The sequence below is a fragment of the Stenotrophomonas sp. 71799_Sma genome, from assembly GCF_056482505.1.
In genome coordinates this window covers 3,925,235-3,940,622 of the sequence record NZ_CM151202.1, presented here as the reverse complement: position 1 = coordinate 3,940,622, position 15,388 = coordinate 3,925,235, and the positions used below count along the sequence as shown (strand labels likewise).

Here is a 15,388-nt window from a genome sequence, read left to right as displayed (position 1 = left end):
CCGCTGGCCGGGTACGCGTCATCGCATGCGCGCTGCCGCTCCCACGTTTCGCGATGCGAATCGCGGGCCCCCCCCCCTTACCGGCCTCCACACCCCGGCGCCTATGGCGCAGCCCCCGAACTCCGGGAGCGGGTAGTGCCGGCCGCTGGCCGGCAACTTCATGATCTTCATTGAATTCTGCGCAACTGCCGGCCAGCGGCCGGCACGACCGGGCAAGGTGAACCGACCCCCCGCCCGGCGACTATGGGACAATAGGCCGCCCGCACGTCCGCGGCCGCCTCCCGATTCCGACAGAACCATGACGCAGCCTACCCGTCGCCAGTTGGCCAACGCCATCCGCTTCCTTGCCGCCGATGCGGTTGAAACCGCAAAGTCCGGCCACCCCGGCATGCCCATGGGCATGGCCGACATCGCCGAAGTCCTCTGGAACGACTATCTCCGCCATAACCCGAGCAACCCGCACTGGTTCAACCGCGACCGTTTCGTGCTGTCCAACGGCCACGGTTCGATGCTGCAGTACGCGCTGCTGCACCTGAGCGGTTACGACCTGCCGATCGAGCAGCTGAAGCTGTTCCGCCAGCTGGGCAGCCACACCGCCGGTCACCCGGAACGCCACGAGACCCCGGGCGTGGAAACCACCACCGGCCCGCTGGGCCAGGGTTTCGCCAATGCCGTGGGCTTCGCCCTGGCCGAGAAGCTGCTGGCACAGCGCTTCAACCGCCCGGAGCTGGAAGTGGTCGACCACCGCACCTGGGTGTTCATGGGCGATGGCTGCCTGATGGAAGGCGTGTCGCATGAAGCGGCGTCGCTGGCCGGCACCTGGGGCCTGCACAAGCTGGTCTGCTTCTGGGACAACAACCACATCTCCATCGACGGCAACGTCGAGGGCTGGTTCACCGACAATACCCCGGAGCGTTTCGAGGCCTATGGCTGGAACGTCGTGCGCGATGTCGATGGCCACGACCCGGAAAGCATCAAGGCCGGCATCGAGGCCGCGCTGTCGCAGAGCGACAAGCCGACCCTGATCTGCTGCCGCACCACCATTGGTTTCGGTTCGCCGAACAAGGCGGGCAAGGAATCCAGCCACGGCGCACCGCTGGGCAAGGACGAACTGGAAGCCACCCGCAAGCAGCTGGGCTGGGAATACGGTCCGTTCGAGATCCCGCAGGCGATCTACGACGGCTGGCGCGCCAATGGCGCTGGCACCCTGCGCCAGGCCGAGTGGGAACAGCTGTTCGACAAGTACGCCAGCCAGTACCCGGCTGAAGCGTCCGAGCTGACCCGCCGTTCGCACGGCGAGCTGCCGGCCGACTTCGTTGCCAAGGCCGATGCCTACATCGCCCAGGTGGCCGCTGAAGGCCCGACGATCGCTTCGCGCAAGGCCTCGCAGCTGGCCATCGAAGCCTACGCCCCGCTGCTGCCGGAAATCGTCGGCGGCTCGGCCGACCTGGCGCACTCCAACCTGACCCTGTGGAAGGGCAGCAAGTCGGTTGCCAGCGACGACGCCAACGCCAACTACGTGTACTACGGCGTGCGCGAGTTCGGCATGACCGCCATTGCCAACGGCCTGGCCCTGCACGGCGGCTTCATTCCGTTCGACGCCACCTTCCTGGTGTTCAGCGATTACGCCCGCAACGGCGTGCGCATGAGCGCGCTGATCCCGGCCCACGCCATCCACGTATACACCCACGACTCGATCGGCCTGGGCGAAGACGGCCCGACCCACCAGCCGGTGGAGCACCTGGCCTCGCTGCGCTACATCCCGAACAACGACGTGTGGCGTCCGTGCGATGCGGTCGAGTCGGCGGTGAGCTGGAAGGCTGCGATCACCCGTCAGGATGGTCCGAGCTGCCTGGTGTTCAGCCGCCAGAACCTGCCGCACCAGCCGCGCGACGCCGAGCAGATCGCCCAGATCGAGCGCGGTGGCTACGTGCTGGCCGATGCCGCCGGTACCCCGGACGTGATCCTGATCGCCACAGGTTCGGAAGTTTCGCTGGCGACCGAAGCCAAGGCCCAGCTGGACGCGGCTGGCCTCAAGACCCGCGTGGTCTCGATGCCGTCCACCGACGTGTTCCTGCGCCAGGATGCGGCCTACCGTGAATCGGTACTGCCGAACGCCGTGCGCAAGCGCGTTGCGGTGGAAGCCGGCGTCACCGGTTTCTGGCGCCAGTTCGTCGGCCTGGACGGTGCGGTGATCGGCATCGACACCTTCGGTGCCTCGGCCCCCGCCGACCAGCTGTACAAGCACTTCGGCATCACCACCGCCCACGTGGTGGAAGCGGCCAAGGCGCTGTAAGCAGCCTCGCGAAGCAGGAAGGGAAAGGCCGGCGCACGCCGGCCTTTTCTTTGCTCGAGAGAAAAGGGGACGGAGGGGATCAAGTCGTTTTTGCACAAACGACTTGATCCCCTCCGTCCCCTTTTTTCAGGCGGTGCGTGCCAGTGCGAGGCGCAGCAGTCGCGCGTCCAGGCGTTCGGCGAAATCCTTGGGTGCCTGCAGGCCCATGCGCTGCAGGTACACCGCATCGCCGTCGCCAGCCGGTTGCCGCAGCGCTGCCCAGACGGTACGCAGTTTGTCGCCGCGGGTCTGCGTGTTGGCCTTCAGCCAGCCCAGCGCTTTCACCAGCACCTGCTCGATCTCGTTGAAGTCGCTGCCCAACGGATAGTCGGGCAGGCTGCCATCGACGCGGAACGGTGCCAGTGCCGCGGACAGTGCCTGCGGCGTGTTGCGCTGCTGGCGCTCCGGATCCGGTTGCGTGGCCGCCAGCAGCTTGCGCGAGGCGTGTGCCTGCTGCAGCAGGCCGCCCTGGAACGGGGCCTCGGTGATTGCAGTCATCGCATGCACGCAGTCCTCGTCGGTCAGGCCGCGCAGGTCGGCGATGCCGTATTCGTTGAGGTAGATGTCGCGCAGGTGGCGTGGGATGGTGGTGTGCCCGTAGTTCCAGCGCACGTTGGATTCGCGCTGGCCCTTGTCATCGCGCGCGGCGCGGAACATCAGCACGCTGCGCGCTTCCGGCAGCGCATGTGCCATCGCCACGAAGTTGTACTGGCCACCCACGCCGGACACCACACGTCCATCATCCAGCGCATCCGACACCGCCGCGCCCAGCGCGGTGGCCATCATGCAGGAGTTGAAGAAGCGCGCGTGCCGGCGCTGCAGGCGTTCCAGTGTCTCGTTGCCACCGTACAGCTGGTTGATCTCGCTGATGCGGCGCATGCCGATCGCACGGCATTCGTCTTCCGGCAGCGTGCGCAACCACTCGTAGAACTCCGGCGAGCCCAGGTAGAAGGCGCCATGCAGATACTCGCCCTCGGCAGCCAGGGTGGCGTGGTCGATGGACAGGGTGCTGCCGTTCTCGATGCGCTGCATCAGCGCCAGATCGTCGTGCACCTTGCGCTTGATCACGCCGGTCTGCACCAGCCGGCGGAAGCCCTCGTTGAGCATTTCGCTGCAGCCATACAGGCCGACCTCGAACGGGTCGACGCCGCCGATCTCCTGAACCAGCGGGTGGCTGGCCAGCTGTGGATCCAGCGCGTGCAGCACGCGGCGGTAGCGCGCGTTGTCGGTGTGGCGCAGCACCAGCGCATGGCTGAGCGCGTCGGCCAGCGTGCCGATGCCGATCTGCAGGGTGCCGCCGTCGCGCACCAGCGTGCTGGCATACAGGCCGATCGCGTAGTCGGCATCGCCGACCGGCTGCCGCGGCAGGCCGAACAACGCCGGGTACGGTGGTGGCGGGGTGATCACCAGATCGAAGAACGACACATCGACCGTGGCCGAGCCACCCAGGTAGGGTAGCTGCGGATCGATCTCGGCGATCAGCAGCGGGCGAGGCAGCCCGCGCGCGGTCATCGCATCCAGCGTGTCCTGGGTGATGTCGTTGTTGCACGACAGCGAGAGCCGGCGGTCGTTCGGCCGCATCGCCACCTTCTGCACGATCACCTGCGGCGCGCGCTGCGCCACCGCATCGGCGGCGTGGGTGTAGTTCAGGCTGGTATAGCTGGACTGCGCCTGCCGCGAGCCGAGCAGGGCGCCGGACTGCATGTAGAACTCTTCCACCTGCACATGTGCCGGCAACGCGTCGCGCGCGATCGCATCGGCATAGGCCAGGCGCGGGAAATCGTCGCCGAAATGGCGCTGCGCGAACGGCGCCATGAAGCGCGCTTCCAGGCCGTTGCCGCGCGCCTTCGGCGGGTTCAGCGACAGCGCGGTATACAGCTGCAGTGGCCGCGACGGATCGTGCTCGACGCGTGCGTAAAGGGCATTGAGCAGCCGATGCGGCTTGCCCAGTGCCAGCGGTGCCCCGATCCGCAGCGGCCCGTCCACGCGCGCGAACAACCAATCGACGGCGGCGTCCAGGTCGGTGAGGTGTTCGGTCATGCGCGGTGGTCCTGCGTGTGGGGGAGTGCGGGCATTACAGCATGTCGGGCTTGAACCGCCGTCGACGCGAGACTTCGGCGCCAGACACCATGAACTGCCCATCGCCCCGGTAATGCACCGTGCGCGGCAGCTTTGGGCGTGGTGCAACATGGGCCCGCACGATTTCCCAGATGAACAGGTTGCTCGATTCCACTTGGCTATCGTCGTAGAGGCGGCATTCGAAGCACGAATGGCATTGCCCGACCAGCGGTGCACCGACCTCGCGCGCCGGCAGCGCATCAAGCTCGAAACGGGCGAACTTGTCGACCTCGCGGCCGCTGCAGTTGCCGATGTCCACCACGGTATCGAGCAGTTCCACCCCCGGCACGTTGATCACGCACTCGCCGCTGCCGCGCGCCAGTGCATGGCTGTGGTTCTCGTGCCACAGGTAGGTGGCGACCAGCGAGGGCGAGAAGCCCATCACCATGTGCCAGCCCATCGTCATCAGGTTGCGCTGGCCGCGCCACGCCGTGCTGACCAGCACGATCGGGCCGGGTTCGAGGAAGCGGCGGGCCTGCTCGACCGGGAATTCCTTCTTGGGCAGCGCTTTCATCCGGGGCCTGGGGCGGGAGGAATCGATGCTGGCGCAGCCGGGATGAACCTGGAGTCGAGGGGCTTGACAGACGATTCGATTACGCGCGTAATCGGGTTATCGATTACGGATGTAAACCATGACCCCGATCAGCGAAGCCGAAGCCTTTGTGATGGAGGTGCTATGGCAGCAGGCACCGCGTAGCGCCGATGACGTGGTCGCCGCACTGGCGCACCGTGACTGGGCCGAGCCGACCATCAAGACCCTGCTCAACCGCCTGCTGACCAAGGGCGCGATTACTGCCGAGCGCGATGGCCGGCGCTACCTGTACCGGCCGCTGCTGCAGCGGCAGGCCTGGGTGGAGGCGCAGAGCCAGGACTTCATTGGTCGTGTCTTCGAAGGGCGCGTTGCGCCGTTGGTTGCGCACTTCAGCGAACGCGGCCAGTTGAGTGCGCAGGACATCGCCGAACTGAAGAAACTGATCCAGGAGCTGGACCATGACTGAGCTGCTCGATGGGCTGTGGCAGGCCAGCCTGTGGCTGGCGGTGGGCGTGGTCGTGCTGGCGGTGCTGCGGCCGCTGCTGGTGCGATTGGGGGGCGCTGGTCTGGCCTACCGCAGCTGGTGGTTGCTGCCGTTGCTGCTGCTGGCACTGATGCTGCCGTTGCCGCAGGTGGCACTTCTGGAGCATGTGCCGACGCTGCCGCTGAAAGTGGTACCCGGCGCCGTCGAAGGCATGGCAGGGCAGTCGTTGCCGTGGGCCGGGCTGTTGCTGCTGGCATGGATGCTGGGGGCGGTCCTTTGTCTGCTACGCGATCTACGTGCGCAGCGGCGCTTTGAACGTGGCATGGGCCAACTGTGTGCACGCGCCGATGGCAGCTGGCAGGCCAGCGCCGACCCGGGCCTGCCCGCGCTGGTCGGCCTGTGGCGTCCGCGCATCGTGGTAGGCCCGGACTTCGACCAGCAGTTCACCGCACAGGAGCAGGGCCTGATCCTGCAGCACGAGCGCAGCCACCGTCGCAATGGCGATCACTGGGCCAATGGGGCGCTGCTGATGGCACGCGCGGTGTTCTGGTTCCATCCGCTTCTGCCATGGGCTGCACGCCGCTTCCTGCGGGACCAGGAACTGGCCTGCGATGCCCGCACCATTGCCCCGCAGCCTGCGCTGCGCGGTCTCTACGCCAGCACGCTGCTGAAGGCGCAGCTGGTCCATCCGGTTGCGCCAGCGGTCTGCCATTGGCGCAGCCAACCCGTGTTGAAGGAGCGTATCGCCATGTTGAAGCAGTCCAAGCGGAAGGCATTGCCGTGGGTGTCGGGGCAAGTTCTGGTGGTCGGGTTGTGTCTGGGAATGGGAGCGGTGGCGTGGGCCAGCCAGGGCGGTGCAGCCGCAGACGGCCAGACAGGGGCCGCCATGGATCGGGAGATAGAGGTCGACAAGATGCCGCCACCGTCCTATCCGAAGTCCGCCATCGAACAGCGCCAGGTGGGCGTGGTGAACCTGCGCGTGGACGTGGATGCCAACGGCCATCCGACTGACGTCCAGGTGCTCAGTGCAAGCAATCCGGGTGTGTTCGATGCGGTGTCGATCGCCGCTGCGCGGAGCTGGACCTATCGTCCGGCGATGAAGAACGGAAAGCCCGTTGCAGGGGCTGTGAAGATTCCGATCACCTATGCCATGGACAACACCGAGGACTCCCAGTGAAGTCCGCGCCGCTGTTGATGATGGCGGCGCTGTTGGCAGGGTGCGCGACCCAGGATCGCCTGACCACCGTTGATACCCGCAGCGAGAATGTCGGCCTTCAGCGCCTGCAGCCGCAGACCGGTGGCGGCAGTGGGCAGCTGCAGGCCTATTCGCTGGGCGCGAGCGAGGGCTACCGGATGCCGCAGTTGTACGCGGCGCCGGATCCGGAGGTCGGTGATCGTGACCCGCGTGCGGAGCTGGCACCGACCACCATCTGCCTGCAGGTGGTGGTTGATGCACAGGGCAGTGTCGAACGCAGCGTGCCGCTGACCGATCGCCCTGAGTGCGCGGCAGGTGCTGCAGGCGAGAATGCGCCCCTGCTGCAGGCGGCGCAGGAAGCCGTGGCGATGTGGAAGTACTCGTCCGCAGCGGTCTGCCACTTCGCGGCTGGCAAGGTGCCTGCCGACCGTGGCGACTGTCGCGGCGCCGAGCGCGTCGAGCCGGTGGCGGTCACCCTGCAGTATGCCTTCACCTTCGAGATCGTGAAGGGACAGCACGTGGTGCGTACGCAGGGAAAATGACCGCTTGCGATGACCGGGGCAGCGCCGGGCCATGCCCGGCGAGCGCAGCGGCGTGGATCAGGCCCCGCCCTGGATGTTGGCCTTCACCGCGGGCTGCATCAGCTTGGGTTCTTCCAGCGTCGCATCGCGTGCCTGGCGTACGCTGACGAACTCCGCCTCGGCCACGCCGTCATGCACGTGGATGTTGTGTGCGCGCTGTTCGCCGATGGTGGTTTCGTTGGCGAATGCACGACCACCCGGACCGTAGTCGTGGCAGACGAACACGCGCGTCGCATCGGGCAGCGCCAGCAGGCGCTGGATCGAACGGTACAACTGCGCGGCATCGCCACCCGGGAAGTCGCAGCGGGCGGTACCGCCGTCGGGCATGAACAGCGAGTCACCGGTGAACAGCGCATCGTCGATCAGGTAGGCGATGCTGTCGCTGGTATGGCCGGGCACGGCGATCACCTGACAGCGCAGTTCGCCCAGAGCAAAGGTTTCGCCATCGCTGAACAGGTGATCGAAGATGTCATCGGCCGCCGGAAGCTGCAGCCCATAGCGCGGTGCGAAGGTGGCCTGCACCGCGCGGATGCCTTCGCCGATGGCCAGCGTGGCCTGCGGGAAGCGCTCCTTCAGGCGGCGCCCAGCTGACACATGGTCGGCGTGGGCATGGGTTTCCAGCAGCCAGCGCAGCTGCAGGCCCTGTTGTTCGATGGCCTGCAACGCGGCATGCAGCGGCGCTTCACTGCTGGCATCGGTATCCGGGTCGTAGTCCAGGACCGGGTCGATCAGCGCTGCCTCGCCGCTGGCCGGATCACTGACCAGATAGCTGAAGGTATTGCTGTCACGGTGGAAGAACGACTGCACCTGGACTGACATTGGAACGCTCCTCAGCGCGTGCCGAGCACGCGGTTCAGCAACTGCGCCAGGTTCTCACCGGCCAGTCGCAGCTGCGCTTCGGCCAGCGGCCGGTAGCGCTCGGTGTATTCGTCACCGATTTTACGCGAGGCCGGATAAACGCCAGCTTGCATGGAGATGCGGCAGCTGGCTTCGGCCCACGTCTGCGGGTCGCGCTGCGGGTTGGACTGGCGCGCCAGCTTCGGCGCGCGTTGGCTCTGCAGCAGCGGGAGATAGCCGGCGTCGTCCAGCTTGCGGGTGTTGAGCATGCCGCTGTCCCACAGCGAGTGCAGGTTGGTACCGCGGTTGCCGAACTGCAGCTGGAAGTCGTTGCCGCCCTTGTCGTGGGCGTAACCGGCATGCATCGGCTGATGGATGTCGCCGACCAGGTGCACGACGAACTTCAGCGCCTGCAGGCGCTCGCCGTCGGTCAGGCTTCGGTCGCCGAGGATGGCGCTCTGTGCCTTCAGGGCCTCGACGATGCAGTTGCCGTTCTTGCAGTGCTTCGGTGCTTCGTAGTGGCAGTTGTCTTCGGCGATGTTGACGTAGTGCCAGCCGGCCGAGCGACGGCCCAGGCCCGGATCCTTGGCACGCAGCTGATCGGCCCACGGCGCGATGCTGGCCAGCGTGGCGTCCGGTTCGGTGGCCAGCAGGCGGTCCACTTCGGCGCGGGTGGTGGGGTTGAGGCGGGCGTCAGCGACTTCGGCGACAAGGCGGTGGCCTTGCGCGCCCCAGGCATGGGCGGGGGCGGAGACGGACAGCAGGGCCGGCGCCAGGGCGGCGGCGAGGAACAGAGAGTGCAGGGCTTTCATGCGCACATTCTAGCGGGGGCAGGTGGATTGAAGAGCGGCGCGTTCCTGTTCCGAAGTGGGAGCGCAGCGGGAGGGGCTCCGCTCCCCGCCTCGCCCCAGCTCCGAAACCGCTTCAGTCCCAGGAACAAAAAAGCCCCGGCAATCACCGGGGCAACATGCTGCGAGGGTTTTGCATGTAGCGGGGGAGCGGGGGCGAAGCCCCCGCGCTCAACACACCGCTTTAGAACTTGAAGACGTACGAAGCGCCGTAGACCAGCGGATCGATGTTGACCGTGCCGATCTTCTCGCCATTCAACTTCACCTTGCTGTCGATGTCGATCCAGCGCATGTCCACGCGCAGTGCGCCCTTCCCGCCGATCGCGAAGTCCACGCCCGCATGCGCGGCCAGGCCCCACGAATCCTGAAGCTTCAGGCGGCTGTCCTTCAGCGCACCGGTGGTGTCTTCGCTGAAGAAGGTCGTGTAGTTCACGCCCGCACCGATGAACGGCGACACCTTGCCCTTGCTGTTGAAGTGGTACTGCACGGTCACCACCGGCGGCAGCTGCTTGGTGCTGCCCACGCGGCCCAGGCCGTTGATGTTGATGTCGTGCTTGAACGGTAGCGCGGCCAGCACTTCGATGCCCAGGTTGTCGGCGATGAAGTACTCACCGGTGATGGTCGGCTTGACGTCGTTGTCGACGTCGACCTTCAGGGTGTGGTTGGCCAGCCAGCCGTTGTTCGACTTCGGGGCCACCTGGTGCACGCCGGCGGAGAGGGTCCAGTCGCCCTTGGACTGGGCCATGGCGGGGGCGGCGGCGAGGGACAGGGCGGCGGCCAGGCTGGCCACGATCAGGGGGGAGGTCTTGCGCATGGGGGTGATCTCATTGCTGGGTGGATGCGGCCAGTCTCGGCCTCACATCGCGCTAACGCTTTGATCCGGATCAAATCCTGTCCGCCGGCCTGCTGCCTGCCGGGGCTGGCCCGCGGTGGCCAGCCCCGGTTTGCTAGACTTGTGGGCCCTATCCATCCCGCCGCACCCGTCGCGGCCGCAGGAGCTTGAGAACATGGCAATCAAGGTTGGTATCAACGGTTTCGGTCGCATCGGGCGTAACGTCCTGCGCTCGGCGGTGCTGAACTTCGGCGACGACATCGAAATCGTGGCCATCAACGATCTGCTGGAGCCGGACTATCTGGCGTACATGCTCAAGTACGACTCCGTGCATGGCCGTTTCAAGGCTGACGTGGCGGTGCAGGGCAACGACCTGCTGGTCAACGGCAAGAAGATCCGCCTGACCCAGGAACGCGACCCGGCCAACCTGAAGTGGAACGAAGTGGACGTGGACGTGGTGATCGAATCCACCGGCCTGTTCCTGACCAAGGAAACCGCGCAGAAGCACATCGATGCCGGCGCCAAGAAGGTCATCATGTCGGCCCCGTCGAAGGACGACACGCCGATGTTCGTCTACGGCGTGAACGACAAGACCTACGCCGGCCAGGCAATCGTCTCCAACGCGTCGTGCACCACCAACTGCCTGGCCCCGCTGGCCAAGGTCATCAACGACAAGTGGGGCATCAAGCGTGGCCTGATGACCACCGTGCATGCGGCTACCGCTACCCAGAAGACCGTCGATGGCCCGTCCAACAAGGATTGGCGTGGTGGCCGCGGCATCCTGGAGAACATCATTCCGTCGTCCACCGGTGCGGCCAAGGCCGTCGGCGTGGTCATCCCGGAACTGAACAAGAAGCTGACCGGCATGAGCTTCCGTGTCCCGACCTCGGACGTGTCGGTGGTCGACCTGACCGTCGAGCTGGAAAAGGAAGCCACCTACGCCGAGATCTGCGCGGAAGTGAAGGCACAGAGCGAAGGCCCGCTGAAGGGCATCCTGGGCTACACCGAAGACAAGGTCGTGGCCACCGATTTCCGCGGCGAGACCTGCACCTCGGTGTTCGACGCCGAAGCCGGCATCGCCCTGGACGGCACCTTCGTCAAGCTGGTCACCTGGTACGACAACGAGTGGGGCTACTCGAACAAGTGCCTGGAAATGGCCAAGGTCGTCGCCGCCAAGTAAGGCCGGCCAAGATCGCGCACGGACCCCGGCCTGGCCGGGGTTCGTCGTTTATGGGGCCAGCCCTGTCGTAGCATGGGGCGGTCGACCGCTGCCGCTGGGGCGCGGGATTGCAATGGAAGCATGCAATGGAAGCATTGATAGCCCTGGTGGTACTGGTTCTGCTGGCCATCCCGCTGCTGCTGGTGGTGGCGCTGGTGATGATTGCCGGCCTGCGCCGCCGAGTGGCCGCGCTGGAAGGTGCCTTGGCCGCCGCGCCGGCCGCCCGCCCGGCTGCAGCCGAGCCTGCGCCGGAACGGGCTGCGCCCATGCCTGCGGCTGGCGCCGATCCGCCGTTCCTGCGGCCGGTGGCGGCTGCCGCGCCGCCTCCCCCCAGCCAATGCCGCCGCCGGTGCACGAACCGGTGCCTGCGGCAGTGGAGGCGCCGCGCCCGGTCGCACCACCGCCGGTGCCACCCGTGCCAGTGCAGCCGCCGTTGCCTTCCGAACCGACGCTGCCGAACTTCATCGAGCGCGGCATCGGAGCGGTCAAGCGCTGGTTCACCGAGGGCAACGTGCCGGTCAAGATCGGCATGCTGGTGCTGCTGGCCGGTGTTGCCGCGCTGTTGAAGTACGTCAGTGACCAGGGCTGGCTGGTGCTGCCGATCGAGCTGCGCCTGGCCGGTGTCACCGTGGGTGCGCTGGGCCTGCTGGCGTTCGGTTGGCATCAGCGCGAGCGCCGGCGCTTGTTCGCACTGGCGCTGCAGGGCGGTGCCATCGGCGTGCTGCTGCTGACCATCTTCGCCGCGTTCAAGCGGTTCGAGCTGCTCAACCCCGGGTTTGCCTTTGCCAGTTCGATCGCGCTGGTGGCCGGGCTGTGTGTGCTGGCGGTGGTGCAGAACTCGCGCACGCTGGCGGTGCTGGGCATCCTCGCAGGCTTCATGGCACCGCTGTGGCTGTCCACTGGCAGCGGCAACCACGTGGGGTTGTTCAGCTACTACGCGGTGCTCAACGCCGGCATCTTCGCCATTGCCTGGTTCCGACCGTGGCGCGCGCTGAACCTGCTGGGCTTCGCCTTCACCTTCGGTATCGGTACGTTCTGGGGCGTGCTGCAGTACGCGCCGGACAAGTTCAGCAGCACCGAGCCGTTCCTGCTGCTGTTCTTCGCCTTCTACCTGCTGATCCCGCTGCTGTACGCACGCCGGCAGCCCGCCGGGCGGCGTGACCTGGTCGACGGCAGCCTGGTGTTCGGTACGCCCTTGGTCGCCTTCTCGCTGCAGGCCGGCATGCTGCACGAGCAGCCGATGACGCTGGCGCTGTGCGCACTGGGCCTGGCGGCGATCTACGCCGTACTGGCGCGGGCACTGATTGCGCGCGCGTCGTACACCGTGCTGGCGCAGTCGCATGCGGTGCTGGCGGTGGGCTTCGCCACGCTGGCGGTGCCGCTGGCCTTGTCGGCGCGTGCCACCGGCGCGGTGTTCGCGCTGGAAGGTGCAGGCCTGGCCTGGCTGGGCCTGCGCCAGAAGCGCTGGCTGCCGCAGGTGTCCGGTGCGTTGTTGCAGATGGGCGCGGCGTTCGCTTTCGTGGCCGGTGGCGATCACTGGCATGAGGACCTGCGCTTCCTGCTCAACCCGACCGCGATCGGTGCATTGCTGCTGGCCGTTGCCGGCTTCGCGTCGGCCTGGAGCTACCAGCGCAGGCAGCGCCACGAGATTGCCCTGGTCTACTACCTGTGGGGCCTGCTGTGGTGGCTGGGTGGTCTGGTGCACGAGATCACCCGATTCTTCCCGTACCGCACCGAAGTGGATGCACTGCTGGTGCTGGCTGCCGTTACCGCATGGCTGGCCGCCGAAGTACAGCGGCGCCAGCCGGCGCGTGCGCTGGGGGTGACCGCACTCGCGATGCTGGCGCTGGGCTTCCCACTGGCGCTGATACAGAGCGACGCGCACCATCAGCCGTTCGCCGGCTACGGCGCGCTGGCCTGGGCGGTGTTCGCGGTGCTGGGCGTGCGCACGCTGCTGTGCCTGCGCCAAGGCGGCAATACCGTGGCACGCATCGCGCAGTTCCTGTGGTGGCTGCTGTGGCCGTCGCTGCTTTCGCTGCTGGCCCTGTGGGGCGGTGGTGAAGCCGGGCTGGCACAGGGCTGGACCACGTTGCTGGTGACGCTGCCGTGGCTGCTGATGGCGGCGCTGTCGCTGTGGCGCTGGAATGCGCTGCGCTGGCCGCTGGGTGCAGCGTTCGACCGCGTGCGCCAGCCGCTGCAGTGCGTGCTGTTCGGCCTGTTGTCGATCGGCTGGCTGTCCGGCCAGCTGCTGCCGGGCGATGCTGCGCCGCTACTGTGGCTGCCGGTGCTGAATCCGGCGGAGATCGGGCAGTGGCTGAGCCTGCTGCTGCTGGCGCGTTGGCTGTACAGCGATCAGGCGCCGCAGGCGCTGCTGGGTATCCGCATGCCGCTGCTGTCACTGGCAACCTTCGTCGCGTTGACCAGCGTTGTGCTGCATGGCGTGCATCAGTGGGGCGGCCTGTCCTGGAACGCGTCGATGATGCGCTTCAGCCTGGCGCAGACCAGCCTGACCGTGCTGTGGAGCGTGCTCGGCGTGATTGCCTGGGTGTGGGGCTCGCGCCGTGGCCAGCGCGTGTTGTGGATGGTGGGTGCGGTGCTGATGGGCGTGGTGCTGGCCAAGCTGGTCATCGTCGATCGCCAGCACCTGGGCAACCTGCTGGGCATCGCATCGTTCATCGCCTACGGCCTGCTGTGCACGGTCGTGGGTTATCTGGCACCGGCACCGCCGAGCGCGGCGCCGACCGTGGAGGAAAAACAATGAAGACGTGGAGCAGGGCGCTGCTGCCGGCGATGTTCGGCATGCTGGCCGCCGTCACCGCACAGGCCGCCGATTACCGTACCCAGTACGCCGAGCAGTGGCCGCTTACGTTGTCCAGCGCACAATCGGGTGCCTACCGTGTCGTGCTGGAACCGGCGATCTACCGTCGCGCCGGTAGTGCGGACCTGGGCGATGTGCAGGTGTTCAATGCCGCCGGCCAATCGTTGCCGTCGGCATTGCTGGCGCCGGACCAGCCGCTGGCACAGCCGCCGGTGCAGCGTGAGCTGCCGTGGTTCGCGTTGCCGCCGCTGGCCGAAGCGCAGCGCAACGACCTGCAGTTGCTGACCGAGCGCGATACCGATGGTCGCGTACGCCGGGTCGAGGCGCGTGTGGGTGGTGGCGCGGTAGCGAACGGGCAGAGCGGTTGGCTGATCGATGCCAGCGTGCTCGGCCAGCAACCATTGGCGGCACTGGTGCTGGATTGGGCGGACAGTGGCCAGCCGTTGCAGGCACAGGTGCAGCTGGACGTCAGCGACGACCTGCAGCACTGGCGTGCGATTGGCCGCGACATTCCGCTGGTGGATCTGCAGCGCGCCGGCAAGCGCCTGCTGCAGCGCCGTCTGCAGGTGGATGGTGAAGCGCGCTATCTGCGCGTGCTGGCGCAGGGTGATGCCCGTCTGCCAACGCTGCGCAGCGTACTGGCCGAGTTGCCGCCGGCACCGGCCACACTGCCGTGGGAGTGGCTGTCGCTGGAACCGACCTCGAAGCGCAAGGGCGAATACACCTTCGAGATGGATGGCCGCTTCCCGGCGGCGCGTGCTGACGTGGCCAGCACCGACAACAGCCTGGTGCAGTGGACATTGTTCAGCCGCGATGACGAGAGCGCGGAATGGCAGCGCCGTAGTGCACCGTGGATTGCCTATCAGCTGCAGCAGGGCGCGCAGGGCCAGCGTCAGCAATCGGCTGCGCAGCCGCTGGGCGGTGTGCATCGGGATCGTTACTGGAAGCTGGTAGCGAATCCGGCTGAAACGGCGACGGCTCCAACCCTGCGTCTGGGTTATCAGCCGGAAGTGTTGGTGTTCCTGAGCCAGGGCGCGGCGCCGTATGCGCTGGCGGTGGGCAGCTCGACTGCGCGCCGGATGGAGGCGCCGATCGGTGTGCTGATCGAGGAGCTGCGGCAGCGCAATGATCCGTCGTGGCAGCCGACGCTGGCGCGCCTGGAGGGCAGCCCGGAGCCGCTGGCCGGTGAGTCGGCACTGAAGCCGCAGCACGACTGGAAGTCGTGGCTGCTGTGGGCGTTGCTGGGGCTGGGTGTGTTGGTTGTTGGCGGCCTGGCGGTCAGCCTGCTTCGGCAGAAGCCGGCGCCTTCGGCGTAGGTTCCGGCGAACGGCGCAGCCCCTCGTGGGTGGGGTTTGTCGTGCAAAGCAAAAGCAGAAGCCGCGCTTGGCCGGGCGGGGTGGGTTCGCGGGGGACGCCGCAAGTACGTCCTTGTAGGCTTGGCAGCCGCATCCATGCGGCTGACACCCCCGCGAACCCACCCCGCCCGGCCTCTGACAGTTTCCGTGTGCGTCCACCCACGGAAGAGAAAGAAGAAGAGCAAGGGCGGAAGCGGATCGCTTCGCTCGACGGCCATCGGGGTCAGATCCGTT

Annotated in this window: 11 protein-coding genes and 1 pseudogene; 7 read left to right on the top strand and 5 right to left on the bottom strand. The window is 67.0% G+C overall.

Annotated features, from left to right (window positions below):
* Positions 1–298: 298 nt before the first annotated feature.
* The gene (gene tkt / locus ACZK4Z_RS18270) at positions 299–2,296 is read left to right on the top strand and encodes a transketolase (RefSeq protein WP_049461813.1); all 1,998 of its coding nucleotides are present in this window, start codon (positions 299–301) and stop codon (positions 2,294–2,296) included.
* A 126-nt stretch (positions 2,297–2,422) separates the two neighbouring features.
* Here the strand turns inward: tkt and ACZK4Z_RS18265 are convergent, their stop codons facing one another.
* Entirely contained in the window at positions 2,423–4,375 is a 1,953-nt protein-coding gene (locus ACZK4Z_RS18265; protein ID WP_125894123.1) for an acetyl-CoA hydrolase/transferase C-terminal domain-containing protein, read from the bottom strand.
* Positions 4,376–4,409: 34 nt separating this feature from the next.
* A complete protein-coding gene (locus tag ACZK4Z_RS18260) occupies positions 4,410–4,967 on the bottom strand; it encodes a flavin reductase family protein (RefSeq protein WP_125894125.1) in 558 nt (185 codons plus the stop codon).
* 118 nt (positions 4,968–5,085) lie between these two features.
* On the opposite strand from ACZK4Z_RS18260, the gene ACZK4Z_RS18255 reads away from it, so the two are divergent.
* From ACZK4Z_RS18255 to ACZK4Z_RS18245, 3 genes are read left to right on the top strand one after another with little or no spacing between them, the layout of a single operon-like run.
* Entirely contained in the window at positions 5,086–5,451 is a 366-nt protein-coding gene (locus ACZK4Z_RS18255; RefSeq protein WP_125894127.1) for a BlaI/MecI/CopY family transcriptional regulator, read from the top strand.
* Complete coding sequence (locus ACZK4Z_RS18250) at positions 5,444–6,646, top strand: M56 family metallopeptidase (RefSeq protein ID WP_125894129.1); 1,203 nt, start codon at positions 5,444–5,446, stop codon at positions 6,644–6,646. Before ACZK4Z_RS18255 ends, ACZK4Z_RS18250 begins: the two co-directional genes overlap by 8 nt.
* Positions 6,643–7,206 (top strand): hypothetical protein, encoded by a 564-nt coding sequence (locus tag ACZK4Z_RS18245; protein ID WP_125894131.1) that lies wholly within the window; start codon positions 6,643–6,645, stop codon positions 7,204–7,206. Before ACZK4Z_RS18250 ends, ACZK4Z_RS18245 begins: the two co-directional genes overlap by 4 nt.
* 57 nt (positions 7,207–7,263) lie before the next feature.
* Here ACZK4Z_RS18245 and ACZK4Z_RS18240 read toward each other — a convergent pair whose 3' ends face one another.
* From ACZK4Z_RS18240 to ACZK4Z_RS18230, 3 genes are all read right to left on the bottom strand, one after another.
* On the bottom strand, positions 7,264–8,064 hold the full coding sequence (locus ACZK4Z_RS18240; RefSeq protein WP_125894133.1) for an MBL fold metallo-hydrolase: 801 nt from the start codon (positions 8,062–8,064) through the stop codon (positions 7,264–7,266).
* A gap of 11 nt (positions 8,065–8,075) precedes the next feature.
* Complete coding sequence (locus ACZK4Z_RS18235) at positions 8,076–8,894, bottom strand: S1/P1 nuclease (RefSeq protein ID WP_125894135.1); 819 nt, start codon at positions 8,892–8,894, stop codon at positions 8,076–8,078.
* 220 nt (positions 8,895–9,114) lie between these two features.
* Positions 9,115–9,744 carry an OmpW/AlkL family protein gene (locus ACZK4Z_RS18230; RefSeq protein WP_125894137.1) on the bottom strand — a complete coding sequence of 210 codons (630 nt, stop codon included), beginning with the start codon at positions 9,742–9,744 and terminating at the stop codon, positions 9,115–9,117.
* Between the two features lie 193 nt (positions 9,745–9,937).
* Here ACZK4Z_RS18230 and gap point away from each other — a divergent pair, with 193 nt between their 5' ends.
* The 3 genes and pseudogenes from gap (at position 9,938) to ACZK4Z_RS18215 (ending at position 15,115) form a co-directional block, all read left to right on the top strand.
* Positions 9,938–10,942 (top strand): type I glyceraldehyde-3-phosphate dehydrogenase, encoded by a 1,005-nt coding sequence (gene gap, locus ACZK4Z_RS18225; RefSeq protein ID WP_032127866.1) that lies wholly within the window; start codon positions 9,938–9,940, stop codon positions 10,940–10,942.
* A 125-nt stretch (positions 10,943–11,067) separates the two neighbouring features.
* Positions 11,068–13,742: pseudogene (locus ACZK4Z_RS18220) on the top strand (DUF2339 domain-containing protein).
* A complete protein-coding gene (locus ACZK4Z_RS18215) occupies positions 13,739–15,115 on the top strand; it encodes a DUF3999 domain-containing protein (protein ID WP_125894141.1) in 1,377 nt (458 codons plus the stop codon). Before ACZK4Z_RS18220 ends, ACZK4Z_RS18215 begins: the two are co-directional and overlap by 4 nt.
* The last annotated feature ends 273 nt before the right edge of the window (positions 15,116–15,388 follow it).

Coding starts and splice junctions, on each gene's coding strand:
- ACZK4Z_RS18215 (WP_125894141.1), top strand. CDS start 13,739: ATGAAGACGTGGAGCAGGGCGCTGCTGCCGGCGATGTTCGGCATGCTG.
- ACZK4Z_RS18260 (WP_125894125.1), bottom strand. CDS start 4,967: ATGAAAGCGCTGCCCAAGAAGGAATTCCCGGTCGAGCAGGCCCGCCGC.
- ACZK4Z_RS18240 (WP_125894133.1), bottom strand. CDS start 8,064: ATGTCAGTCCAGGTGCAGTCGTTCTTCCACCGTGACAGCAATACCTTC.
- ACZK4Z_RS18230 (WP_125894137.1), bottom strand. CDS start 9,744: ATGCGCAAGACCTCCCCCCTGATCGTGGCCAGCCTGGCCGCCGCCCTG.
- ACZK4Z_RS18235 (WP_125894135.1), bottom strand. CDS start 8,894: ATGAAAGCCCTGCACTCTCTGTTCCTCGCCGCCGCCCTGGCGCCGGCC.
- tkt (WP_049461813.1), top strand. CDS start 299: ATGACGCAGCCTACCCGTCGCCAGTTGGCCAACGCCATCCGCTTCCTT.
- gap (WP_032127866.1), top strand. CDS start 9,938: ATGGCAATCAAGGTTGGTATCAACGGTTTCGGTCGCATCGGGCGTAAC.
- ACZK4Z_RS18265 (WP_125894123.1), bottom strand. CDS start 4,375: ATGACCGAACACCTCACCGACCTGGACGCCGCCGTCGATTGGTTGTTC.
- ACZK4Z_RS18250 (WP_125894129.1), top strand. CDS start 5,444: ATGACTGAGCTGCTCGATGGGCTGTGGCAGGCCAGCCTGTGGCTGGCG.
- ACZK4Z_RS18255 (WP_125894127.1), top strand. CDS start 5,086: ATGACCCCGATCAGCGAAGCCGAAGCCTTTGTGATGGAGGTGCTATGG.